The sequence below is a fragment of the Acidisphaera sp. S103 genome (assembly GCF_009765975.1).
Taxonomy (GTDB): domain Bacteria; phylum Pseudomonadota; class Alphaproteobacteria; order Acetobacterales; family Acetobacteraceae; genus Rhodopila.
This window is the reverse complement of record NZ_LMUJ01000036.1, coordinates 31952-55352: the sequence shown is the minus strand read 5'-3', so window position 1 is coordinate 55352 and position 23401 is coordinate 31952. Positions and strand designations below refer to the sequence as shown.

The following is a 23401-nucleotide window of genomic DNA, read 5'->3' as shown; positions in this document are numbered from 1 at the left end:
CGTGTTGTTTGTTCAATGGTTGATGCAGGTCTACTTTGAGATGACGGGAATATAGCTTCCGCCAATCCGGCTTTTCATGTGGAACACACGTCCAATTTCTACTCGCATAATCCCGAAGTGCAGTTGACCCGACACCTCAAAGATCGACTATGTTTCTTGATTGACTACGCTGAGTAAATCTAGGAAATTTATTGTCATGCATGTCGGACAGATCATTGGTCCGCAAGTCAGTGGTAAAACGCCGCAGTGCACTACCCTGGTGCCGACGATCTTCCACGAACCCTGGTGGCTGGAAATCGCCAGTAACGGCGCTTATCAGGAGGCTTTGGTATCATCCGATGGCGTGATAGTTGGACGGCTGCCTTATCTGCTTGGCAGACGAATCGGTGGTCAAACAACCCTGACCATGCCAGCGATGACACACGTTCTGGGACCCGCGCTGGCAAACATGAGCGGATCCACCCGTTCCTTGCGACGGTTCAACATCACCCGTGATCTGATCGAACAGTTGCCGCAAGCATCCCATATCTGGTTCCGGCTGCATCGCGGTATCAGCGATACACTCGCGTTTGAAGCGGCCGATTTCGCTACCGGCGTTGATTATACAACCGAGGTGGCGCCTGACTCGAAAGAAAATCTCTGGCAGCAGATGCGTGACAAGACCCGCAACGTGATTCGTCGCGCGCAGGAAAGTCTGACGGTGGAGCAATTGCTCGATCCGGAACCGTTCCTGGATTTTTACGACCGTAACCTTCACGCGCGCGGTGTGCGGAATCACTATGATCGCCGTATCTACGGCAAACTCATTACCGAATCTCTACACCGAGGTGTCGGACGCATATTGGTGACCAGGGACTCAACGGGCGTTGCCAAATCCGGTATTTTCACGATCTGGGATGATGACTCCGAGTATTACTTGATGTCTACCCGCACGCCGAATTCGCAGAATGGAGCCACGAGCCTGCTCATTTGGACAGCGATCCAGCATGCGGCCTTAAGCGGGCTGACGTTCAACACCGACGGCCTGGATAGCAAAACCAATTTATTACTTCTAACCGGGTTCGGCGGGACCATCAAACCAAGATACTTCGTCCGAACCACGTCGACGATGTTTCAAGTTGTACGATACGCCAAGAATCTGCTTGTCCCAGGCTACACCCTCCAAAATATAATTGCTCGCCGCCGTCTCGATCCGCCAGACATTGCCCCAGAAAGGAATGCGGATTGACCCGCTGCCGGATTATTCTCTGTGCTTTATCCCCATCTTAATGATTCGAACAAATATCAACAATAACCCATAGTTTATGCACCACGCCAGCCGGCATCGCCGAAGTACATTTCAGAGTCGTGTAAATTTAGCGGAAATTGCAGTGCATGGGGTGCAGCCCGATCGTATGCGCGCGATTATCGATCTTTTTTTCTGAAGGTGCTCGTCCGTCTAGTCGGTTCCGGCGACCTGCGGCGTGCGGCGTACATGTCCAACTTCGGCGTGCGTTAGGTCGATCGTCGGTAACGGCTCTAGCCGCGAGATCGACAATCACCTTGGCAAGTTGATTTGTATTGGCGGATCGCCGCGGGATCTTTCAGGCACGCCCACCACCCCCAAACCGACATCCCCGCATCACCACTTGCCATCACCGTCGCCGCCCTTGAAATGGGGGCCACCAACCGCGCGCCCGGAGCCAGCCCCACGATGTCCGACCCCTTCGCCCCATTCCGCCTGACCGGCCGCACCGCCCTGGTGACCGGTGCCCGCCGCGAGATCGGCAAAGCCATCGCCCTGGGCCTCGCCGGTGCCGGCGCACGCCTGGCCATCCATCACGCCGGCACCGAAGAGGAGACCCGCGATGCCACCGCCGTCGTCCAGGAAATCCAAGCCACGGGCGGAAAAGCCGCCGCGTTCGGCCAGGATTTCACCCATGACGACGCCGGTCACAGCCTCGCCGCCGCCGTCACCGCCTGGGCCCCGGTCGACATCCTGGTGCTGAACGCCTCCATCGAATTGCCCGAGGATTTCAACGCGATCACCCGAGAACACTTCGACCGCCAGATCGCCGTCAACCTGCGCACCACGATGGAGTTGCTGCAAACCTTGGTCTCGCCGATGGCCGAACGCGGCTGGGGCCGGGTGGTGACCATCGGCAGCATCCAGCAGGAACGGCCGCACCCCGCGATGTTCGTCTACGCCGGCACCAAGGCCGCGCAACGCAACTGGACCCTGAGCCTGGCCCGCCAATACGGTAGCCAGGGCGTGACAGTGAACAACCTCGCCCCCGGCGCCATCCTGACTGCCCGCAACCGCGCCCAGATGGCGACAGAAGGCGAGGCCCTGGCCCAACGCATCCCCGCCGGCCGCCTCGGCACCCCCGACGACCTGGTGGGCGCGGCGATGCTGCTGTGCTCCGACGCCGGTCGTTACATCAACGGGGCCAACCTGTTTGTGGATGGAGGGCGGGCGGCTGTGTAATGATTTGCCCCTCACCGCCGTGCCAACCAAGCCGCCACCACCAACCCGCCGGCCGCCGCCAGCGAAGGCACCGTAAACCCGCCCAACGCATCCGACAGCACCCCGGCCAGCAGTGGCCCAACGATCTGCCCCACCCCGAACGCCCCGGTCATCGCCGCCATCACCGGCCGAGGGTCCCCGATCGTCAAGTCCCGCCCCCGCATCAGACCCAAAGCGGTCAGCCCCATGAACGTCCCCCCGACCAGCACCGCGGCGATACAAATCCCCACGGTATTCGGCACCACCACGCTGGCCAGCACGCCCACCGCCTCGGCCAACGCGGCCACCGCGAACGCAGCCGGAATCCCGATCCGCCGGCCCACCACCGTCCACAGCCACACGGACGGCGCCGCCGCCAGTCCGACCACGATCCAGATCACCGGCTCCAACGGCCGGATCGCCGGCGTGGCCCGCACGATCGCCACCAGAAACGTCGCGGTAATCACATAGCCGAATCCGAACAACCCATAGGCCGCCGTCATCCGGCGCAACCGAGGATCATGCGCCGCGGTCACGACATCCTCCTCCACCGCCGGCCCGGCCGGTTGCCCCGACACCAAAAGCGCCACCGCAACGGCCCCCAGCAACGAAACCGCCCCACTTCCCAACCACATCGATGCCCAATCAGCGCCCTCGGCCCGTTGCACCGCGACCAAAGCGGCGGACACCGCGATCCCCACCCCCACACCACCGAAATGCAGTGCCGCCAACCCTGATCGCCGAGCCGTCGCCAACCGCCCCAGCACCAGCGCCGACGACAGGATCAGCACCAGCGCACTCGCGACACCGCCCAGAAACCGCAACACCAGGAAAGCCGCCACCGACGTGGTCAGCCCCATCGCCCCGGTCGTAATCGCGCTCAGCACCAGCGCACCCGGCAACCACAACTGTTGCGGCCCCGGCAGAGCCGCCCGCGTCGCCCCCAGCGCACCGATCAGATACCCGGCAAAATTCGCCGACGCGATCAGCCCGAACGTCGCCTTGCTGAACCCGAGCGCCGTCATCATCGGCGGCAGGATAGGGGTATAGACGAACCGGCCGATACCGATGGCGACCGCCATGGCGATCAGACCGCCCAAGGCAATGGATATGGGGCGCTGGGACATGACCGCACGAATTAGCGACACAAGGCGATATCTTCAAACGATTGCTTGTGATATAACTAATCACCAAGAACGATATCCCACCAAGGCAACCATCCCATGGAAACCGCCGAACTCAAGGTCTTCGAGGCCGTCGCCCGCACCGGCGGCATGAACCGCGCCGCCGCCGAACTGAACACCGTGCAGTCCAACGTCACCGCCCGCATTCGCGGCCTGGAGGAAGAACTGGGCTGCGCGCTGTTCGAGCGCCACAGCCGCGGCGTCGCACTGACCCCAGCCGGCGAACGCCTCCTCCCCTACGCCCGCCGCGTCGCCTGGCTCCTTGCCGACGCCGCCCGAGCCGCTCGGGATGATGGCAGGCCACGCGGCCCACTGACCATCGGGTCGCTGGAAACCGCCGCCGCGCTGCATCTGTCGCCGCTGTTCGCCAGCTACGCCGCCGCGTGCCCGGATGTCGACATGGCCATCCGCCCCGGCACCACAGCGGAGCTGATCGAGGCGGTGATGGAATCCCGCCTGGAAGGCGCCTTCGTCTGCGGACCCGTCGCCAACCAATCGCTGATAGAACAGGTCATGTTCGAGGAAGAACTGGTGATCCTCACCGCCCCCCACATCACCTCCATCGAGGCCGCCACCCAAGGCGGCATCGCCCGCATCGTTGTCCTCCGCTCGGGCTGCTCCTATCGCCAGCGCCTCGAAGCCCTCCTCGCCAAACGCGGCATCGCCGTCCCAAGACTGATGGAATTCGGCACGCTGGAGGCAATCTTCGGCTGCGTCGCCGCCGGCCTGGGGATCACCCTGCTGCCACGCGCTCTGATCGGGCCGGTATGGCGCACCGAACGCGTAGCCCTGCATCGCCTGCCGCGAGAGGAAGCCATGGTAACCACGGTCTTCATCCACCGCCGCGAAGCCCACCTGTCCAGCGCCCTACGCGCCTTCCTCGATCACGTCCGAGGCGCCGCATTGACCAGCCAGCAGCCAGCCGAGGCCACGATCAGTCCCATGATCGCGAACGGCGTCAGCCGGTCCCCCAGGATGGCCCACGCCAACACCGCCGTCGTTCCGGGCACAAGATAAAAATTGGAGGTCGTCCGCGCCGCCGTCCCCTTGGCCAGCATGGCGAAATACAGTCCCATCCCGCCCAAAGAAACCATGACCGTGTTCCACGCAATGGCCGCGATCCCGGGACCGACCCACTCCGCGCGCGGCGTTTCCAGCCACCAAGCCCCCAGCGCCGAAACCCCGGCTGCGGAGACAAACTGCACGGTCGCGCTGGGCAGCAGAGGCACCCCCCGACAGAACCGCCCAAAATACAGCGTCCCGGCGACCAACCCGATCACCCCGACAAACGCCAGCACCAGCCCCTGAAACCGGGCGGCATCCGCCAGCGCCGCCTGGCCGACGACGAGGCCGACTCCGGCCACCCCCAACGCCAGCCCGAACCATTGCCGGGTGCGCAGGCCTTCGTGCAGCAGCACAACACCGAGCACCGCGGTCAGCAGCGGCGTCAGCGATTGCACCAGCGCGATCTGCGCCGCCGGTGCCAGCAGCAGCCCGACATGCGGCGCCATCAGCCCGATCGCGTTCAACAACGCCCCGGCGATCGCGCAATGCAGCCACCGCCATCCCGACAACGGCCGCCACGACCGCCGCAACACCACCATCACGACAACCAGCACAGCGGCACACAAGGCCATCCGGATGGCAACGAACAACAACGGGCTGAAGTGCCGCAACCCCGCCTTGGCGGCTATGAACGATGAGCTCCAAAGCAGCACGAACAGGAATGGAGCGAACCGAACGAGCATTGTTTCCCCATTGGACCCGTATGCTCTGTCGGGCGCCTCTATTCCGTCAGGCCAGACCGAAATAAGTCCGGTGCAGCGAGTCATCGGCCTCGAGTTCGGCGACGCTGCCCTCGAAGCGGATCCGCCCGCCGTCCAGCGTGAACACCCGATCGGCGAGATCCAGGAACGCGATATTCTGCTCCGCGATCAGCATCGCCAGCCCCGACTCGCGGAACCGGCTTAACACCTCGATCACCTGCCCGACGAACAGCGGCGACAGGCCCGCCGAGGGCTCATCCATCACCAGCAATCGAGGCGACGACGCCAGCGCCTTGGCGATCCCCAGCATCTTGCGCTGCCCACCCGACAAGCTGCCCGCCAGGGCACCACGCCGATGCGCGATGTCGGGGAAGTAGGCGTAAAGTTCCTCCATCCGGCGCTTCAACGCGGTCTTCTCGATGAACTGGCCGCCAACCCGCAGATTCTCGTCGATGGACAGACCCGGAAAAACCCCGATCTCCGACATATAAGCCATGCCCCGCCGGACCCGCTTGTCGGTGCGCCACGCCGTGACGTCATCCGGTTCGAGCCGCACGGCCCCCTTCCAGGCCGGCAACAAACCGACAACCACCTTCAACAGCGTGGTCTTGCCGGCGCCATTGGCCCCCAGCAGCACAACGCTTTCTTTCTCCCGTACATCCAGTCCGGCGCCCCAAAGCACCTGAACCCGGCCATATCCCGCCTCGATGCCGGCGGCGCGCATGACAGAGGGGCGATCAGCCATGACGAGAACCCGACGAGGCCGTCCCTCGTGTCATGGCCGGGCTTGGCCCCATAGGCATCAGGATAGGGATGCCGGGGGCAAAAATTTGGTCAGCCGGCACGCTCTTGCCGTCATGGCCGGAACACGCCCGGCCATGACGGATGGGCCGGAGCCGGTTTGGCCACCCGCCTCTCCATCTACCGCCTATCCTGATGCCTATTGGGCTTGGCCCGGCCACCCACGACCTTACCCGCGTCGACACCACGCCAATTGCCAACTCACCCCCGACAACCAAGCGATCACCCATGATGACCACCCCCCAGGAACACCCGGATCACCTCCGGATCGCGCGTCGCATCCGCCAACGTGCCGCCGAAGAACTCTTTCCCCGCAGCCATCACCACCACCCGGTCGGTGACCTTGTCGATGAACCCCATCAGGTGCTCCACCACCAGCAGCGCCATCCCGCCATCGGCCAGCGCCCGCAGCCGGTCCGCCATGCGCGACAACTCCGCCGGGTTCAGCCCCGCCGCCAATTCGTCCACCAACAGCAGCCGAGGCTCCGTCGCCATTGCCCGAGCCAAATCCAATGTCTTCTGCTGCGCGCTGTTCAGCTCAGCCGCCGGGCGCTGCGCATACGAATCGAGTTCCAGCAACGCCAGCAACGCATCGATGTCGAACCCCGGCTTCGGATCGCCGTAATGCGCCGCGACCTCCACATTCTCCCGCACCGTCAGCGACAAAAACGGCCGAGGCGACTGGAACGTCCGGTTGATCCCCGATTTAACCAGCCGATGCGACTTCTCGCCCACGATCGACCGGCCATTATACGTCACCGACCCGCCATCCGCCGCGTACAGCCCGCAGATGACATTGATGCAGGTGGTCTTGCCGGACCCGTTCGGACCGACCAGCCCCAAAACCTCGCCCGGGTTCAGATGAAAGCTGACCCCGTCCAGCGCCCTGAATCCGCCAAACCGCTTGACCAGGCCCTCAACGTTCAACAGAGGTTCAGGGGACACGGATGCCTCGGTTGGTCAGCAGGGACACCAGGCCGTTGGGCAGGAACAGCACCAGCAGCACAATCAGCGCGCCATAGGTGAACTCGAAATACTGCGGCACGGCGATGCCGATGACGTTGTAGATGCCATACAGGATGAACACGCCCAACAGCGGTCCGCACAGCGTGGTTGCGCCGCCGAACAGCAGGAACACCGTGGCGAAGATCGAGATGTTCAGGTCGAACGCCGTATCCGGATAAAACACCGAGATGTGCCAGGCGAACACCCCGCCTACCAGCCCGGCGACCAGCGCCGACAACAGCCAGGCAATCGTGCGACCGCGGACCACGGACACGCCGGCCATCGCGGCACTGACCGAATCGTCCCGGATCGCCTGCAACGACATGCCGAAGCGCGAATTCCGCAGCCAGACCACAAGCAGCAGCGTGAAGGCCAGGATCGCCAGCGCGATGTAGTAGGAAAACGCCGGCGCGAAGACATCGGACAGCGAGACTCCGTACGGCCCCTTGGTGATGTTCTCGAGATCGGGATTGGCAACGACCTCATACACCGCCTGCGCGGCGGCCATACTGGCAATGGCGAAATACGCACCGGACAGCCGCAGCAACGGCAACAGGATCACCGCCAGCACCAACGCGGCTACGGCCGCGGCGGCCATGCCCACCAGCGCCGAAGCATGCAGGTGCATCACAACCAGCGAAAACCCATAGGCCCCAGCACCATAAAACCCGACATAGCCAAACGGCAGGTAGCCGGTGAAGCCGTAGATGATGTTCAGGCCCTGCGCCAACGCCAGGAACATGACGAAGTTGAACAGCATCAGCTCGTTGGAATAGACGCCGCGCGCGACGCCCATGCCGATGACGACCACGGCCGCGATGCTGGTGTCCAGGATAACCCGCCGGACCAGCTTGGCTCGGGCTTCCGCCCCAGTATCAGGCACGCCGCACCTTCCTTCCGAAAATGCCCTCGGGGCGGACCAGAAGCACGGCGATCAGCAGCAGGTTCGGCAACAGATTGGCCCAGGAACTCAGATAGGTCTGCATCAGCATCAGCGACACGCCATAGATGATCCCGCCCAGCAGCGTGCCCAGCGGATTGCCCAGCGTGCCGACGACGATGACGGCGAAGGCGGTGATGTTGATCGCCACCCCCATGTTCGGCGTGATGCTACCCAGGATGAACGGCGCGAACACCCCGGCGACCCCGGCCAGCGCGAGGCTGATGCCGAACGCCACGGCCGAAACGAAATTGACGTCGATCCCCGTCGCCAGCGCCTCATCCCGGCTGACCATCACCGCCCGCGTCAGCGTGCCCAGCCGGGTGCGATACAAATAGAGATACACCAGCAGCACGGCGACCGCGCTGGCAATGGCGCTGAAGATCCACGCCTTGGGCAAACGGGTGCCGAACAGGATCACCGGACCCACACCCAGCAGCCGCGGCGGCAGCGACCGTTCCGTGGACCCGAGGCCAATGGTCGTCACCGCCTCGATCATCTGCGAAACACCGAAGAACAGGATCAGCGACAGCATCTCGGAATCGCGCGACCGCAACAGCCGAGGCACCACCAGGTAATAGATCGGCAACCCGATCAGCACGAACACGACGACGACCAGCCCGGCCGAAACCAACGGATGCAGCCCGAGACTGGTGAACAGAAACCAGGCGGCAATACCGCCCAGCATCAGGAAGTCGCCATGCGCCAGGTTGACGATGCGCATGACGCCGAACACCAGGTTCAACCCCAGCCCGACCAACGTGTAGTACAACCCGAACACCACGCCAGCGATGATCGCTCCGGTCAGCATGTTCGTATCGTCATGAAGGGTGCCCTGATCGTCAAGGATGCCCTCATCGTCATGGCGGGCGAAGGCCCGCCATCCACGCCTTCGCCACATCCACGAAACGTCACGGCAATGGATGTCCGAACGACCAACCGACTCACTTGCCGATGATCGCTTTCCCGTTCGCCAGATCCGGCGGGTACACCGCGACCAGCTTCAGTTTGTCCTTCCCCTCGGGCTGCAACTGCCCCAACGGAGTCACCTCACCGATCTGCGCCCCATCATCGCGTAACTCAAACGTCCCATCCAGCGTCTTCAGCTTGCCGGACAGCCCGAACACCGCGTCATGGATCGCCATCTGGTCCAGGCTCTTGGTCGTCGCCAGCGTCTGCTGCACCACAAGCCCGGTCATATACCCATAAATCGCATTGGCACCGAACGCGACGCCCGACCCGGGCGGATACTTCTTGTCCCACGCCGCATGGAACGCTTTCTGGTCCATGCCCACGTCCGGCTTGTATTCGTAGTCCGACGCCGGAACGTAACTGTAAATCCCGTTCATCGCCGAGATGCCGACGTTCTTCTCGATCTCTTCTTTCTCCGTACCGGCATAGATCGAGAACACAAACCGGAACTTTTCGCCGCTGTCCTGCAGGTTGCGCAGGAAGGCGATGTCGTTGCCGACGTAACCCAGTTCCAGCACCGCATCGGGATTCAGCGCGGCGATGTTGTTGATCAGCACCGTATAGTTGGACGTGGTGGTCGGCACGCCCTGGTAATAGACGATCTTGACCTTGCCATCACGCTCGAAGAACCCCTTCAGCGCGGCGGCCTGGGTGCCGGTGAAGTCGTTGGTGGAATACAGGATCGCCACCGTCTTGACGCCTTCCTTGACCCCCTGGTCGGCCAGGAAGTCAGAGATATAGTGCGGCCAGATCGTCGAAACCGGATCGGACATCAGCGCGATATAGGGATTGTCCTTGGTGAAGAACGCCGCCCCGGTGCCGGACACGTCGAACAGGAACTGCTTGTGCTCCTTGGCGATCGGCACGCCCACCGAGGTCAGCACCGACCCGGAATCCGCCACCAGCAGGTCCACATGGTCCTGGGTGATCAACTGGTTGTACAGCGTCGCCGCGGTCGCGGTGCTGCTCTGGTCGTCATAGGCCACCAGCTTGATGGGGATCTTCTTGCCGAATGCCTTCACCTCGACGCCGCCGGCGGCGTTGGTCTGGTCCACCCACAGCTTGAACGCATCGAACACCGGCATCGAGATGCTGGCATAGGGGCCAGAACTGGCATACAGCGTGCCGATGGTGATCGCGGCGGGCGCGGCCGGCTGGGCGTTCGCCGAACCGGCGGCGGCAACGGCGCACAGCAATCCCAGTGCCAGGGCCTTGGACTTCATCAACGTTTCCTTCATGCGTCTTGTGGTGCGGTTTGTCATTGCGGGGAGGGCGGCGGCGGCACAAATGCCCACCTTCGGGCAACGAGATTGCTCGTCGCCGCGCTCCTCGCAATGACAGGACCGGCGGCGGCGGCATGTGATACACGGCCCCTACCTGTGTCAATCGCCTGTTCGGCGGCTCTGGACCGTGTGGTGATTTTGCCGCACGCTCCAGTTTCACCCGATCCGTGAAGGACACGGCACATGACCCATCGTCCCACCGTCTACGGCACACGGCACGCGGTTTCCGCCGGCCACTACCTCGCCGCCGCGGCCGGGTTTTCCATCCTGGAGGCCGGCGGTAACGCCATCGACGCCGGTGTGGCCGCGGGAATGGCCCTGGGCGTCCTGCAACCCGACCTGGTCAACTTCGCCGGTGTCGCGCCGATCCTGATCCGCCTCGCCGACGGCACGACCGAGAGCATCGCCGGCCTCGGCTGGTGGCCGAAGACAATCCCCGCCGACCTGTTCATGCGCGAACACGGCGGCAAGATCCCCGACGGCGTGCTGCGTACCGTCGTGCCCGCCGCCCCCGACGCCTGGATCACCGCGCTCCGCCGCCACGGCACGATGCGCTTCGCCGACGTCGCCGCCTCCGCCATCCGCTTCGCCGGTGAGGGCTTCTCCGTCTACCCGCTGCTGGAACGCTCGATCGGGTCCCACGCCGCCGAATACCGCCGCTGGGCCTCCAACACCGCCGTCTTCCTGCCGAACGGCAAGGTCCCCAAGGCCGGCGACAAATTCGTTCAGACCGACCTGTCGCGCACTATCCAGTACATGGCCGACCAGGACCGAGCCGCCGGCCCCGACCGCCTGGCCGGCCTGGATGCCGCGCACCACGCTTTCTACAAAGGCGATATCGCCCAGGCCATCGTCCGCTTCCAGCAACAGGAAGGCGGCTACCTGTCGATGGCCGACCTGGCCGAATACCACTCCCCCATCGAGCCGGTGGTGCGGCGGAACTGGCGCGGCCACGAACTGATCACCTGCGGCCCATGGTGCCAGGGACCATCCCTGCAACAGGCGCTTGCCCTGGTGCAGCACGTCGGCATCGACGGCCTGGCCCACAACTCCGCCGACTACCTGCACCGCATCGTCGAGTGCCTCAACCTCGCCCTCGCCGACCGCGAATACCATTTCGGCGACCCGGCCTTCATCGACGTCCCCGTCACCCACCTCCTCGACCCCGCCACCATCGCTCGGCGGGCCGCCGCGGTCCGCGACGACCGGGCGTTCGGACAGATGCCCGCCCCGCTGGACCTGCCGAACCGGTCCTACCTCGGCAGCGATGCCGACCTGCCGAAAGTGGAAGCCGATACCTCCTACTGCTGCGCCGTCGACCGCTGGGGCAACGCCTTCAGCGCCACGCCATCCGACGGATCAGGGAACGTGCCAGTCGTCCCCGGCCTCGGCATCACCCCATCCGGCCGAGGCTCGCAAAGCCGCCCCGATCCCAAACACCCCGCCGGCGTCACCCCCGGCAAGCGCCCACGCCTGACCCCCAATCCGGCGATGCTGGTCACCGACAAGGGCGGCGTCATGCCGTTCGGCACCCCCGGCGGCGACGTGCAGATCCAGGCGATGCTGCAGGTGCTGCTGAACGTCATGCATTTCGGCATGGACCCGCAAAGCGCCATCGAGGCCCCCCGCGTCGCCTCCTATTCCTTCCCATCATCCTTCGCGCCATTCGAATACTTCCCCGGCCGCCTGGCGGTGGAGGGACGCATCGACCAGGCCACCCGCGACGACCTGGCATCCCGCGGCCACACGATCCAGGACTGGCCGGACTGGACCTGGCTGGCCGGATCGGTGGAAGCGATCCTGACCGATCCGGAGACCGGCCTGATCGGCGGCGGCGCCGACCCCCGCCGGCCGGCCTACGCGATTGCCATTTGAGTCGGTAGGTATTGGGACTTTTGTTGACTGTGCGGAACCCGAAATTAGACTAACTCCAACGAGCGACAGCGCGGGAGCACAATGCCGGCGTTTGTGGATGGAGGATCGGGTAGCTGATGGTCGACTATGACCAGGGCGCAATGTTTGACGAACTCGGGCGAAAGTACGAGCGGGGAGATGGCGTCGTCCAATCCGACTCAGAGGCCTTACACTGGTTCCTTCAGGCCGCGCATCACGGCAACGTCCACGCTAGACACAGCAGTGGTGTCTTCTACGAGTCTGGCCGGGGTGTAAAAGCATCAGACCGGGAGGCAGCGCATTGGTATCGCCTCGCAGCCGATATGGGCGACTCCTGGTCGCAGTTGCGACTTGGCCGGCTGTACAAAAGCGGCCGTGGCGTATCGCACGATCATCAGCAAGCCGCCCAGTTGTTCCGACTCGCAGCTGATCAGGGGCTCGCCGACGCTCAGATCGAGCTTGGAGCGCTTTACGATCAAGGCCTCGGCGTACCGAAAGATGCAGAACAGGCCGTCGCGTTGTTCCGGCAAGCCGCCGAGCAACGAAATCCGACTGCAGAATACTATCTTGCACTGTGCTATGCACGTGGCACAGGCGTGAGAAAGTCCGACGTCACAGCAGCCCATTGGTATCGGTTGGCCGCGACTCAGGGTCACAGTGCCGCCCAAAACGACTATGGTTCGATGCATGCGCGGGGACGCGGGGTCATACGGTCGGATGACGAGGCGATCCGCTGGTTCAGGCTTGCCGCGGAGGCCGGCAACGCCAACGGGCAATACAATCTCGGTTTATTCTTCGCAACGGGTCGTGGTGGCGTGCGGTCGGATTCTGATGCGCTGCATTGGTATCGCTTGGCGGCCAACCAGGGTTCTAACGCGGCCCGCAACGGTTTGGCCCAATTCTTCGAGGACGGCAGGGCGGTGGAACAAAACGACGCGGAGGCGGTCAGGCTATATCAGTTCGCGGCCGACGCCGATTACGCACCGTCACAGTGCAATCTTGGCCGCATGTATGAATTGGGGCGCGGCGTCGCCACCTCACTCACCGACGCAGTGATGTGGTATGAACGCGCAGCTAAGAATGGTAGCAAGCTAGCGACTGAGGCCCTGCGCCGCCTGCGTGATGACAAATCGACGGCGGACTCATAACGGCCCGAGGAAGTCTTCGTGACTACCGAACGAAGTCGTCGGGGCGGGCGGGCGCGAGTGCTTTCTCACCAGGGTGGCTGACCAGGATGGTAATCCGCCCCGGCCCGATAACCCCCTTATCATGCCAGCATCCGAAGGCCCATGCGGTCGGATAAAGGCCCGGCTGCAGATCAAACCATGCGGTCTCGAAATGCGTGGATACGTTATTGACGACGTTGAGACTGAGGTGCGAGACGATCCGATGTGGGCCGAATCCCAGGCGTGTCACACAATTCGCGACTGGGGCCGGTGGACGCTCAAAACGCAGCGACAACGCATAGATTCCAGGTTCTCTAACCACGAAAAGCCCTGTTCCCACAGCGACATACAGCGTATCCCTTGGCCCGTCAGCCAATATTTGATCCATATCAACGTCCCGCCCCGTTATGGATAAGCCTGACAACGAGTCAGGCCTGATATCGACATCCATGGTCGGACTGACTTGGATCGGTCTCGCTACCACACGCCATCCGACTTCGTGCCCAATCAGACTTCCATCAGCACCCGTTGGCGGCAAAGGACGGACCGGTTGTACCGTCTGCGGTTGGCTCGCATCGTCGTTCCAAGGTTGTGGGTTCGGCCGAGGGGTTGCCCATGCCGGTTGTTGGTATGTTATCTGCTGCCAACCTTGAATGCTGCCCCACAGGGCACAAGCGAGTGTCGCGCCGAGGAAAGATGCCGGCCCCAAAAGTAAGGCGACACGGTAGCCTCCGTCCTGCCGCCACAATCGTCCGTGAACAAAGCTAAATTTTCGGAAGAAACGTCTCATGACATCGCCGCTATTGCTGTTTCGATATCGATCGGTGTCAATTGATTCAAATCGACCGTGCGGCCCTCAAGAAAAGGCGCGATCCGCACAGCCTGGGCCTCTCGAGCACGCTCAAGCAGCGTGCGCGCAGTCCGTGCGTTGCCGAAATCCGAACGCTGGCTAGCCCCCACAAAAAAGTCCTTCAGTAGCGAATTAGAAGCCTCGTCCAGACGAAGACCGTCTCGGCGTGCAGTGGAATGCATGATCGCGACAAGCTCATCGGCATTGTAGCTTTCGAAGCTGATGGTTTTTGTGAAGCGAGACGGCAGGCCAGGATTCGCCATAAGAAACATTTCCATCTGCTCGGGATACCCGGCAACGATCACAACCAATCGATCGCGTTGCCGAGTCGGCCCGGGGAGTCTCACCCCGAGCCGCTCACAGATCCGGACTTGATACTCTCGCATCATCCGGCTCGTGCCACCGAAACGAAGGCTGCCGCCTTCCGTCAAGAATTGGGGCTCATCCTGTTACCAGTTGGCCCGCTCCGACGTCGGTGACCTGCCCCCTTTGCTCCACGGGCATTACCCCGCTTCATCACTACTACGGAGCAGTCCGCCCCTGGCCGCCGCATCGGTATTTCGGCCTCGCGGTTTCGGCCGCTTGCGCCTTTTCCCTTGGCATCGCCGACCAGGTTCTCAAGTTCCATACGAGAGCCCGAATGAGAGTCACGCCTCCTATACACCGGACACCACATGGCCAGTAGGTAGGTTCCCGCCACGCTCTTCCTGGAACAAGGACACGGCCCCAGTTTCGATGTCACATAGAGGTTTCGATGCGTTATCAGAGGTTTGCTTGCGCTCGTCTCTCTCATTCATACCTGACGTGATAAATCTCCCGCCTTTTAACCATGACGTTCACCACCGCGGATTTTGTCCGCAGCAGCTCATGGCGGTTTGGAGCCTCCCCCTACAGGGCGGCTCCGAAGGGTCCTCCTTCATCTCTCGCACAGCATGACGCTTACGCGTCTTCTTGACACAATATCCTCCATCTCCTTCAATAAAGTATCGACGGCTTCCGAACCGAACGAGTCACTTTTTCCGGGCGTGCGGCCGACAAGAGTGTATGCTTCGTCGATAAACAAAATGCCATCGAGTGCCTGATCTATTACCTCCCTGGTCTTCAACGCGGTCTGCCCGACATAACCGGCAACAAGACCAGCGCGGTCGGTCTCGACTAGATGACCTTTTTCCAGCACGCCGAGATCGCGCAGGATCGAACCGTAGAGCCGCGCGACAACCGTCTTGCCGACACCCGGCGGGCCCGCGAAAACCATATGCAGAGAAATAGGCGCGACCACCATGCCTTGATCGCGCCGGGCGTTTTCCACCCTCAGGCGTTGGATAAGTGTGCCGATCTCCGCTTTTACCGTATCGAGACCCGTCATCCGCTTCAGTTCTTCAAGCGCTTCGATACTTGGTGCGGCATCGTTTCCGAGAGCGTCCCTGCGTGTTCGCAAGCGGTAGCTGCCCGAACGAGCGTCACGCATGACTTGTGGCCACAGTCGAAACACCTGGTTGGCCCAGTAGAAGCAGGCTGAGGCCACGATGGTGATAACGACAGCGTATCCCAGCCAGGGTGGCACCGATGGGGTGATCTTGAACGCCGTAAGGACGCCAAGGATAGTCATGACCAGCATGGAGAGGGTCATGAGCGGGCTTGGTCCCAGCTGAGCCTTCAGCCACTTGGCGACACTAGCCATTCGGTTGCTTGCAGCGTCGTATGGGTTGCCAGGTCACTTGGTGTGTGGCGCTGGATTCCTGCGCCGTAAGATGCCACGCCGGGTTTAGGGTGAGAGTCACGTTCCCGCCGCTGTGCAATACCGTTAACATGCCACGTCCCGTTTCGTACGAGGCGGGAAAAGGGATGGCGATCCGCACCGGCACACCAGACAGATTGAAATCAGGCGAGTAATAGGAGCCCGACCTCAGGCGAATCGTTCCCGTCGGCTGGCCGGAAGCGGGTGTCACGGTGACCCACGCCAACGGCGGTGGGCAACCATCTGCACGTTGCTTGAAGCGAGCCAGCGATGCCGGTAGGCCACTCATCGTTGTCAATGCGCCCGTAATGTCCTGACCATTAACGGAGGCCAGTTCGCTGGCAACGGCGGCGGCGCCACTATCCGGCGCCGGAGCAGCCTTGAGAGTCGACAGCAACCAAACTGAGCAGAGAACCGCGGACAGCGCCACGACCGAAGCGACCGGCAAAAGTCCTGGCGCCCCGCTGGGCGTTTGTACCCCCGACGCCGTCGGCGTGGCCTCTTGCGATGTCCGCGACTCCTGCATGTTCCCTCAATGGGCTACGGGGATATGCGAATATCTTGGGCTGATAGTGCCAACCATCATGGGCGTCAACCTCGTAACGAGATGGAGTCGCCGCACATACTTTATGTTACAAACAAGTTGCGGTCTACATCAAGTAACCGCCGTCAGCATCTCCCACAACCCATCCGCCCCGTTCGCGCACGCATACGACCCGACCCGAGCGGCCCATTCCGGATCGGACCCGAATTCCTCCCGCCACGACCACAGCCGTCGAGTCGACAGTTGCAGTGCGTATTCCTTGGTGAAGCCGATCGCGCCATGCACCTGGTGCGCGATCTCGCAGGCCAACGTCGCCGCCTCACCCACCCGGGTCTTCGCCACCGCGATCAAAAACGTCTCCCGTTCAGCATCGACCCGACCCAGCGCCTCGATCCCCAAATTCGCCGCCGCCACCGCCGCCGCGGTCTGCCCAGCCAGCACCGCCAAGTTCTGCTGCACCGCCTGGAACTTCGAGATCGGGCGTCCGAACTGCACGCGCTCCTGCGCATACGACACCGCGAGGTCCATCGCTCGCTCCAACGCCCCCGACATCATCGCCGCTCGAGCCAGTGCACCTCGCCGGTACAACGCCCCACGCGAGACACCGCTCCCCAGAGCCCCCACCGCATCCGCCGACAGCCGCACGCCACTAAACGCCAGCGTATCCCTGGCCTCATTGGCGATATTCTTCCCCGCGGTCAGCTCGGCACCGCCGGTGCCTTCCAGGGCCACCGCCATCTCCCCATCCGGGCCATCGGCGATCAGCACCGTCCGGTCCACATGTGACGCATAAGGCAACCGAGACGCCTTGCCGGACAACCGCCAGCCATTGCCGTCACGCACCACCGTCAGCCGATCGGCACCCCGCACCGGCCCGACCGTCATCGGCCCGTCGGACAGTTCCAGGCCGGCGCTGGCGGCAACCCAACCGGCCAACATCGTTTCGGCCAGCGGCAGCGGAACGGAATACCGCCCTGCGACCCGCAGTACGGCATAAAGGTCGGACCATTCCGCGTCCGCACCGCCGGCAGATTCCGGCAAGGCCGCCAGCGGCACCCCTGTCTCCGCCACCACCTGCCACAGATCGGCGGCGAATTCGCCGGTCTCCGCCCGATCGATCACTTGCTTGGTGGATTTGTCCTCGAACAGCCGGGTCATGCTTTCCAGCAGCATCCGGGTTTCGTCGCGCATGGCCATGATGCATTCCCCCTTCAGCGCAACCCAAGCCCACGCGCGATAATCCCGCGCAGGATCTCGCGAGTCCCACCCTGAATGGAAAACCGCGGCGCATTCATCGTGCTGCTGGCGATCATCGACACATACGTCTCGACCGCCTCCAGTTCCGGTTCCGTCGGGAACAACTGCCTGGCCACCACCGGAATATCCTGCTCATACCGAGTGCCCAGGTCCTTCACCACCGCGGACTCGTTATTGGGCGACAACCCGTCCTGCAGCATGCCCGCGATCGACAGCGACATGCTGCGCAACGTCGCCAACTGAGCGATCAGCTTCCCCAGCGCCGCCGCCGTCGCCTTGTCCGGAGATGGCCCGGCCATCCGCACCATCTCCCGCAGCATCTGGAACAACACCAGGAACCGATCGGGCGCACTGCGCTCAAACGCCAGCTCGCTGGTCAACTGGTTCCAACCGTTACCTTCTCTCCCCAGCAGCCGGTCGTCGCGGACAAAGACATCGGTCAGAAAAATCTCGTTGAAATGGTGTTCACCCAGCAGGTTGATCACCGGCCTGATCTCGATGCCCGGCAGTTTAAGGTCGAGCAGAAATTGCGTTGCGCCCGCATGGCGATCGGTTTCGTCATACCCGCCGCCGCCCATCTTGCAGAACAGGATCGCGTAGTCCGCCCGATGCGCATTCGACGTCCACAGCTTGCTGCCGTTGATCTTGTAACCGCCGTCGACCTTTACCGCCCGAGTCCGCGTGCCCGCCACATCAGACCCCGAGTTCGGCTCGCTCATCCCGATGCAAAATGTCAGCTCTCCGGCAGCGATCTTCGGACAGAAGAACATCTTCTGCTCCTCCGTGCCGAACCGCAGGATGTTCGGCCCACTCTGCCGATCGCCGGTATAGTGCGCGGACAGCGGAGCCCCCGCCGCCAGCATCTCCTCGATCAGCACGAAGCGTTCGAACGCCGAACGTTCATGCCCGCCATATTGTTTCGGCCACGTCAGGCCGATCCAGCCGCGCTTGCCCATCTTCCGGCTGAACTCGCGATTGAAATCGCCGCGCGGAAACTTCATCAGCTCCGCATTGTCCTTGATGAATTCCCGCACTTCGGCTCGCATCACCAGCGCCTCCGGCGGCAATTCGACGGGATCGAAACGGAACATCGGCGTCGCCATGGTCGTTTCCCTACCAGTTTGTGTTGAAGCCCGCGAATGTGTGCGGGATGCGGCGGATATCGCTCACCAGCTCCTTCGCCAGCCCAGGTGCGACGCCCGCCGGAAAATGCAGATCGATCGAGTCAGCCACGCCACCGAACCGGTCCTCGACCGCCTCGGCTAGACCATCATACGTGCCGCAGGCGGCGAAGATGCGCACGGTATCATCGGAAACTTCCGCCCCCATTCGATCCCACTGCCCCTCCACCGACATGCGATGCAGCTTAGCACTCAGATCTTCCAACCCGTGCAGCGCCAGGATCGGCAGATACGTCCGCGTCGACCCATAGAAACCGATACGACGCCGAGCCTTTTCCATTTCGGCGGCAACCGTCCTCTCATCCGGCCCAGTGCAGACAAATCCCCCGCCATGCACATCGAAATTCAGCCGAGACCGCCCGCTGCGCCGCATCCCCTCCATCATCTGCGGCATGCACACCTGCTCCAGATACGCCCGTGAGCACAGCGGATGCAGCCGCACCCCATCGCCCACCTGGCCAGCGACTCGCAGCATCGCCTCCCCCACCGCCGCCACGGTCACCGGCACCATCGGCAACCCTGTCGGCTCTGGCGAGAAATCCGGCGTCATCAACGTCAGCTTGTAATGCGGACTGTCGAAATTCAGCCGCCCGCGCGTCTCCCACGCCTTCCACACCGCCCGCAGCGCCAGCACATAATCGCGCATCCGAGGCGCCGGCGCCGTCCAGGCAATCCCGAACCTCCGCTCGTTATGCCCCTTCACCTGGCTGCCCAACCCCAGCACGAACCGTCCACCCGAATTGGCATGGATGTCCCAAGCCTGCTGCGCCAGCACCGTCGGGCTGCGTGGAAACGCCACCGCCACCGACGGCGTCAGTTCCACCGTCCGCGTCGCCAACCCCGCCAGCGCCAGCGGCACCAACGGATCATGCCCCAGTTCCACCGTCATCAGCGCATCGAACCCGGCCGCTTCGGCCGCTTCAGCCGCCGGAGCAACCTCCCGCCAGTGCCGCTGCGGCAGGATCGTGTAGACCCGCATCAGCCGCGCGCCAGCCGGCGTTGGACAAACTCCAACCGATCCTGTCCCCAGAAAATCTCCTCACCAATCACGTAGCTCGGTGCCCCGAATACATTCCGCTCCAGCGCCCACTTCGTATCCGCCACCCGCCGTTCGGCCCAGCGCGGCTCCGCCCCCAGCTTCATCACCTGGTCGGCGTCCAGCCCGATTTCAGTGATGAACGACGCCAGCGTGGCGGGATCGGCCGGGTTCTTTTCCTCCTGCCACAACGCCTTCAGGACCCGGTGCGCCAGCTTGATCGCCGGCTGATCGCCGACCGTCTCCCGCAGCGCGATCACACAGCCCGAGGTCAGCGCCTCACTGGACGGAAAGAACTTCGGTTCCGGATGGATCGGGATCCCCAGATGGTCGCGCCAGCGCGCCAGCTCCTGCATCCGATAGAAGCGCCGCTGCGACGACCGCTTCGGCAGCGGGAACCCACCTGAATTCGCAAAAATCTCGGTAAAATCAACCGGGTAGATGCGCAGAGACGCACCATGGGCCATCGCCATTGCCTCGATACGCGCAGCGCCCAGATGCGTCCAAGGCGAGTTCAACGACGCGTAATAGTCGATATGCAAGCCCATCCGTTTCCTCCAGATCCATTGATCGGCGATCCTGATGGACAAGGCGGATTGGCACAAGCCGAACGACCCGGCATAGGATGGCGGCAAATCGGAGGGCACCGTCATGAAATGGCAGATCGGCGACGTCACGGTCACCAAAATCGTCGAGCTGGAGATGACCGGCGGCTCGCGTTTCCTGCTGCCGCAAGCAACGCCCGAGGCAGTCCTGCCCATCACCTGGCTGCAACCGCATTTCGCCGACGAAAACGGCCGCCTGCGCATGAGCATCCACAGCTTCATCGTCGAAACGCCCGACCGCCGCATCGTCGTCGACACTTGCCTCGGCAATGACAAACAGGGCCGCCGCATCCCCCACTGGAACGACCGCGACGGCCCGTTCCTCGCCGACATTACCGCGGCCGGTTTCCCGCCGGAATCGATCGATACCGTGCTCTGCACCCATCTCCACGTTGACCATGTCGGCTGGAACACCAGGCTGGTGGACGGCAAATGGGTGCCGACCTTCCCCCGAGCGCGCTACCTGATGGGGCGCACCGAATACGACCACTGGCGCACCGTGAAGGACCGCCCGGACATGGCGAACATCCTGGCGGACTCAGTCACACCGATCATCGAGTCCGGCCTCGCCACCATGGTCGAAACCAATGAACGCATCTGCGACGAAATCACCCTGACCCCAACCCTGGGTCACACCCCCGGGCACGTCAGCGTGATGATCCAATCAAAGGGCGAGCAAGCCCTGATCACCGGCGACTTCATGCACCACCCCTGCCAGATCGCCCACCCGGAATGGAGCACGCTCGCCGACAGCGACCCCGACCAAGGCATCGAAACCCGCCGCCGCATGTTCCAACGCCTCGCCGGCACGCCGGTGCTGATCATCGGGACCCATTTCGCCGGCGCAACCGCCGGCAAACTCGTCAACGACGGCGACGGCTACCGGCTGGACGTCTAACCCGCGACCGTCGAACACCCGTCATGGCCGGGCGCAGTCCCGGCCATCTGCGCACCAGCGCCCAAACCGCCATCCGTCCTACCGGCTGAGCACAAACCCCTCATACCCATTCGCCGCAACCGAATCGCACCGCCGCTTATACCCGGCGAACCCACCGACATACGGCATGAACACCCGCGGCTTGCCCGGAATATTCGCCCCCACGTACCAGGAGTTCGCCAACGGATACAACGTGCTGTCAGCCACCTGATTGACGTGCTCGACCCACGCATCCTGAGCCGGCCGGCTCGCCTCGATCCGCTCGTAGCCATGGTCGCGCATATACGTCAGGCAATCGGCAATCCAGTCCGTATGCTGCTCGATCGCCAGGATCATCTGGGTCTTCACCGACGGGCTACCCGGCCCTGTCACAACAAACATATTGGGAAACCCAGACACCATCAGCCCCAGATAGGTCCGAGGCCCAGCCTCCCACTGCTCCGCCAGTGCCGGACCGCCCTCAACGCGAACATCGATCTCCCGCAACGCCCCGGTCATCGCATCGAAACCCGTGGCAAACACGATCGCATCGAACGGCCCAAACGTCCCATCGCGAGTCCGCAGACCCGTCGCGGCAATCTCCTGGATCGGATCGCTCTTCACATCCACCAGAGAAACGTTATTGCGGTTATACGTCTCGTAGTAGTTGGTATCCAGGCACAATCGCTTCGTCCCGATCGGATGATCCTTCGGCGCCAGGATCTCCGCCGTCGCCGGATTGCGGACGATGCTTCTGATCTTCTGCCGCACGAACTCCGACGCCGTATCGTTCGCCTCCTGGTTCACCAGCAGATCGGTATAGGAATACAGGAAACTGATGCTGCCCCCCTCGGCCCATTTCCGCTCATAGGCACTCTGCCGCTCCGCCTCGGTGACTTGCAGAGCGCCCTGGGTCGGCGCCGGATGCCCGGCAATCCCGAACGGCGTATCCAGCGCGGCCCGCCGGCGATCCTCGTATTCCTGCTTGTGGCGTCGCTCCTTCTCCGGATCCAGCGGTGCATTCCGCGCCGGCAAACTGAAATTCGCCGTGCGCTGAAACACCGTCAGATGATCTGCCTGCGCCGCGATATGCGGGATCATCTGCACGCCGGACGATCCTGTGCCGATCACCCCCACCCGCAAGCCGGAGAAATCCACACCTTCATGCGGCCACAGCCCGGTGTGGTACCATTTCCCTTGAAACGACTCCAATCCCTTGAAATCCGGCACCCGCGGCGTGGACAAATTCCCACTCGCCATCACGCAAAACCGAGCGGTAACCATCTCCCCCTGCTCGGTCCCCAACGTCCACTGCCCGGCCGCCGGATCGAACACCGCCGACACCACGCGGGTATTTAGCTGGATATCCCGACGCAAATCGAACCGATCAGCGACATGGTTAATATACCGCAGGATTTCCGGCTGCGTTCCATACCGCTCCGGCCAATGCCATTCCTGTTGCAACGGATCGGAGAACCCATAGGAATACTCCATGCTCTCGACGTCGCACCGAGCGCCAGGATAGCGGTTCCAGAACCATGTTCCGCCGACGCCGGACCCGGCCTCGAACACGCGCACCGACAGCCCCAGCCCGCGCAGCCGATGCAGGGCGTACAGGCCGCCCAGCCCGCCGCCCACGACCACCACATCGAAGTGCCGCGTATCCGCAGCCGTGGCGGTTCGCCCTTCTTCCATAACCTCAGACACGGCGCGGCCTCCCGATTGTTTCCACCCGCCCCGACGCTCCGGATTTCCCACCCTCTGTCAACCCTGGCATTG

General features: G+C 63.1%; 20 protein-coding genes and 1 pseudogene. 6 read left to right on the top strand and 15 right to left on the bottom strand.

Features of this window, described 5'->3' with window-relative positions:
* Positions 1-196 precede the first annotated feature (196 nt).
* Together GSQ89_RS08615 and GSQ89_RS08610 are read left to right on the top strand one after the other, a co-directional pair.
* Positions 197-1228: a GNAT family N-acetyltransferase gene (locus GSQ89_RS08615; RefSeq protein ID WP_158924019.1), complete on the top strand. Its 1032-nt coding sequence runs from the start codon at positions 197-199 to the stop codon at positions 1226-1228.
* A 465-nt stretch (positions 1229-1693) separates the two neighbouring features.
* On the top strand, positions 1694-2467 hold the full coding sequence (locus GSQ89_RS08610) for an SDR family NAD(P)-dependent oxidoreductase (protein WP_158924017.1): 774 nt from the start codon (positions 1694-1696) through the stop codon (positions 2465-2467).
* Positions 2468-2478: 11 nt separating this feature from the next.
* Here the strand turns inward: GSQ89_RS08610 and GSQ89_RS08605 are convergent, their stop codons facing one another.
* Complete coding sequence (locus tag GSQ89_RS08605) at positions 2479-3612, bottom strand: YbfB/YjiJ family MFS transporter (RefSeq protein ID WP_216856070.1); 1134 nt, start codon at positions 3610-3612, stop codon at positions 2479-2481.
* Between the two features lie 96 nt (positions 3613-3708).
* Between GSQ89_RS08605 and GSQ89_RS39145 the strand changes: the two genes are divergently transcribed.
* Complete coding sequence (locus tag GSQ89_RS39145) at positions 3709-4686, top strand: LysR family transcriptional regulator (RefSeq protein WP_158924015.1); 978 nt, start codon at positions 3709-3711, stop codon at positions 4684-4686.
* On the opposite strand, the pseudogene GSQ89_RS08595 reads toward GSQ89_RS39145, so the two are convergent.
* The 6 genes and pseudogenes from GSQ89_RS08595 to GSQ89_RS08570 form a co-directional block, all read right to left on the bottom strand.
* A pseudogene (locus GSQ89_RS08595) lies at positions 4632-5417 on the bottom strand (DMT family transporter); the annotation flags it as partial. The gene GSQ89_RS39145 and the pseudogene GSQ89_RS08595 sit on opposite strands and share 55 nt — an antisense overlap.
* 46 nt (positions 5418-5463) lie before the next feature.
* Positions 5464-6180 (bottom strand): ABC transporter ATP-binding protein, encoded by a 717-nt coding sequence (locus GSQ89_RS08590; protein ID WP_216856069.1) that lies wholly within the window; start codon positions 6178-6180, stop codon positions 5464-5466.
* Positions 6181-6458: 278 nt separating this feature from the next.
* Entirely contained in the window at positions 6459-7181 is a 723-nt protein-coding gene (locus GSQ89_RS08585) for an ABC transporter ATP-binding protein (protein ID WP_158924011.1), read from the bottom strand.
* Entirely contained in the window at positions 7171-8124 is a 954-nt protein-coding gene (locus GSQ89_RS08580; protein ID WP_254073127.1) for a branched-chain amino acid ABC transporter permease, read from the bottom strand. Before GSQ89_RS08580 ends, GSQ89_RS08585 begins: the two co-directional genes overlap by 11 nt.
* A complete protein-coding gene (locus tag GSQ89_RS08575; RefSeq protein WP_158924009.1) occupies positions 8117-8992 on the bottom strand; it encodes a branched-chain amino acid ABC transporter permease in 876 nt (291 codons plus the stop codon). Before GSQ89_RS08575 ends, GSQ89_RS08580 begins: the two co-directional genes overlap by 8 nt.
* Before the next feature lie 133 nt (positions 8993-9125).
* Entirely contained in the window at positions 9126-10376 is a 1251-nt protein-coding gene (locus GSQ89_RS08570) for an amino acid ABC transporter substrate-binding protein (protein ID WP_174254837.1), read from the bottom strand.
* 243 nt (positions 10377-10619) lie between these two features.
* On the opposite strand from GSQ89_RS08570, the gene GSQ89_RS08565 reads away from it, so the two are divergent.
* Positions 10620-12311: a gamma-glutamyltransferase family protein gene (locus GSQ89_RS08565; protein ID WP_158924005.1), complete on the top strand. Its 1692-nt coding sequence runs from the start codon at positions 10620-10622 to the stop codon at positions 12309-12311.
* A 116-nt stretch (positions 12312-12427) separates the two neighbouring features.
* Positions 12428-13477, top strand: coding sequence for an SEL1-like repeat protein (locus GSQ89_RS08560; RefSeq protein WP_158924003.1), 1050 nt, complete (start codon positions 12428-12430; stop codon positions 13475-13477).
* 22 nt (positions 13478-13499) lie between these two features.
* Here the strand turns inward: GSQ89_RS08560 and GSQ89_RS08555 are convergent, their stop codons facing one another.
* The 7 genes from GSQ89_RS08555 to GSQ89_RS08525 all read right to left on the bottom strand — a co-directional run bounded on the left by GSQ89_RS08555 (position 13500) and on the right by GSQ89_RS08525 (position 20754).
* Complete coding sequence (locus GSQ89_RS08555; protein ID WP_158924001.1) at positions 13500-13946, bottom strand: hypothetical protein; 447 nt, start codon at positions 13944-13946, stop codon at positions 13500-13502.
* A gap of 335 nt (positions 13947-14281) precedes the next feature.
* On the bottom strand, positions 14282-14776 hold the full coding sequence (locus GSQ89_RS08550) for a hypothetical protein (protein WP_158923999.1): 495 nt from the start codon (positions 14774-14776) through the stop codon (positions 14282-14284).
* Between the two features lie 485 nt (positions 14777-15261).
* Positions 15262-15975 carry an AAA family ATPase gene (locus GSQ89_RS08545; protein WP_216856068.1) on the bottom strand — a complete coding sequence of 238 codons (714 nt, stop codon included), beginning with the start codon at positions 15973-15975 and terminating at the stop codon, positions 15262-15264.
* Between the two features lie 763 nt (positions 15976-16738).
* Positions 16739-17824 (bottom strand): acyl-CoA dehydrogenase family protein, encoded by a 1086-nt coding sequence (locus GSQ89_RS08540; RefSeq protein ID WP_158923997.1) that lies wholly within the window; start codon positions 17822-17824, stop codon positions 16739-16741.
* A 14-nt stretch (positions 17825-17838) separates the two neighbouring features.
* Positions 17839-18987 carry an acyl-CoA dehydrogenase family protein gene (locus GSQ89_RS08535; RefSeq protein ID WP_158923995.1) on the bottom strand — a complete coding sequence of 383 codons (1149 nt, stop codon included), beginning with the start codon at positions 18985-18987 and terminating at the stop codon, positions 17839-17841.
* Positions 18988-18997: 10 nt separating this feature from the next.
* Positions 18998-20044 carry a TIGR03617 family F420-dependent LLM class oxidoreductase gene (locus tag GSQ89_RS08530; RefSeq protein ID WP_158923993.1) on the bottom strand — a complete coding sequence of 349 codons (1047 nt, stop codon included), beginning with the start codon at positions 20042-20044 and terminating at the stop codon, positions 18998-19000.
* The gene (locus tag GSQ89_RS08525) at positions 20044-20754 is read right to left on the bottom strand and encodes a 2-hydroxychromene-2-carboxylate isomerase (RefSeq protein WP_216856067.1); all 711 of its coding nucleotides are present in this window, start codon (positions 20752-20754) and stop codon (positions 20044-20046) included. Before GSQ89_RS08525 ends, GSQ89_RS08530 begins: the two co-directional genes overlap by 1 nt.
* Between GSQ89_RS08525 and GSQ89_RS08520 the strand changes: the two genes are divergently transcribed.
* Positions 20753-21604, top strand: coding sequence for an MBL fold metallo-hydrolase (locus GSQ89_RS08520; RefSeq protein WP_158923989.1), 852 nt, complete (start codon positions 20753-20755; stop codon positions 21602-21604). The genes GSQ89_RS08525 and GSQ89_RS08520 overlap by 2 nt on opposite strands.
* Before the next feature lie 78 nt (positions 21605-21682).
* On the opposite strand, the gene GSQ89_RS08515 is transcribed toward GSQ89_RS08520, so the two are convergent.
* Positions 21683-23329: an NAD(P)/FAD-dependent oxidoreductase gene (locus GSQ89_RS08515; RefSeq protein WP_305782253.1), complete on the bottom strand. Its 1647-nt coding sequence runs from the start codon at positions 23327-23329 to the stop codon at positions 21683-21685.
* Positions 23330-23401: the final 72 nt, after the last annotated feature.

Excerpts from the sequence above, each read along its gene's own strand:
- GSQ89_RS08575 (WP_158924009.1), bottom strand. The coding sequence starts at position 8,992 with ATGCTGACCGGAGCGATCATCGCTGGCGTGGTGTTCGGGTTGTACTAC.
- GSQ89_RS08590 (WP_216856069.1), bottom strand. The coding sequence starts at position 6,180 with ATGGCTGATCGCCCCTCTGTCATGCGCGCCGCCGGCATCGAGGCGGGA.
- GSQ89_RS08535 (WP_158923995.1), bottom strand. The coding sequence starts at position 18,987 with ATGGCGACGCCGATGTTCCGTTTCGATCCCGTCGAATTGCCGCCGGAG.
- GSQ89_RS08555 (WP_158924001.1), bottom strand. The coding sequence starts at position 13,946 with ATGGATGTCGATATCAGGCCTGACTCGTTGTCAGGCTTATCCATAACG.
- GSQ89_RS08560 (WP_158924003.1), top strand. The coding sequence starts at position 12,428 with ATGGTCGACTATGACCAGGGCGCAATGTTTGACGAACTCGGGCGAAAG.
- GSQ89_RS08605 (WP_216856070.1), bottom strand. The coding sequence starts at position 3,612 with ATGTCCCAGCGCCCCATATCCATTGCCTTGGGCGGTCTGATCGCCATG.
- GSQ89_RS08520 (WP_158923989.1), top strand. The coding sequence starts at position 20,753 with ATGAAATGGCAGATCGGCGACGTCACGGTCACCAAAATCGTCGAGCTG.
- GSQ89_RS08615 (WP_158924019.1), top strand. The coding sequence starts at position 197 with ATGCATGTCGGACAGATCATTGGTCCGCAAGTCAGTGGTAAAACGCCG.
- GSQ89_RS08610 (WP_158924017.1), top strand. The coding sequence starts at position 1,694 with ATGTCCGACCCCTTCGCCCCATTCCGCCTGACCGGCCGCACCGCCCTG.
- GSQ89_RS08540 (WP_158923997.1), bottom strand. The coding sequence starts at position 17,824 with ATGGCCATGCGCGACGAAACCCGGATGCTGCTGGAAAGCATGACCCGG.
- GSQ89_RS08570 (WP_174254837.1), bottom strand. The coding sequence starts at position 10,376 with ATGAAGTCCAAGGCCCTGGCACTGGGATTGCTGTGCGCCGTTGCCGCC.
- GSQ89_RS08530 (WP_158923993.1), bottom strand. The coding sequence starts at position 20,044 with ATGCGGGTCTACACGATCCTGCCGCAGCGGCACTGGCGGGAGGTTGCT.
- GSQ89_RS08545 (WP_216856068.1), bottom strand. The coding sequence starts at position 15,975 with ATGACCCTCTCCATGCTGGTCATGACTATCCTTGGCGTCCTTACGGCG.
- GSQ89_RS39145 (WP_158924015.1), top strand. The coding sequence starts at position 3,709 with ATGGAAACCGCCGAACTCAAGGTCTTCGAGGCCGTCGCCCGCACCGGC.
- GSQ89_RS08525 (WP_216856067.1), bottom strand. The coding sequence starts at position 20,754 with ATGACGGTGCCCTCCGATTTGCCGCCATCCTATGCCGGGTCGTTCGGC.
- GSQ89_RS08565 (WP_158924005.1), top strand. The coding sequence starts at position 10,620 with ATGACCCATCGTCCCACCGTCTACGGCACACGGCACGCGGTTTCCGCC.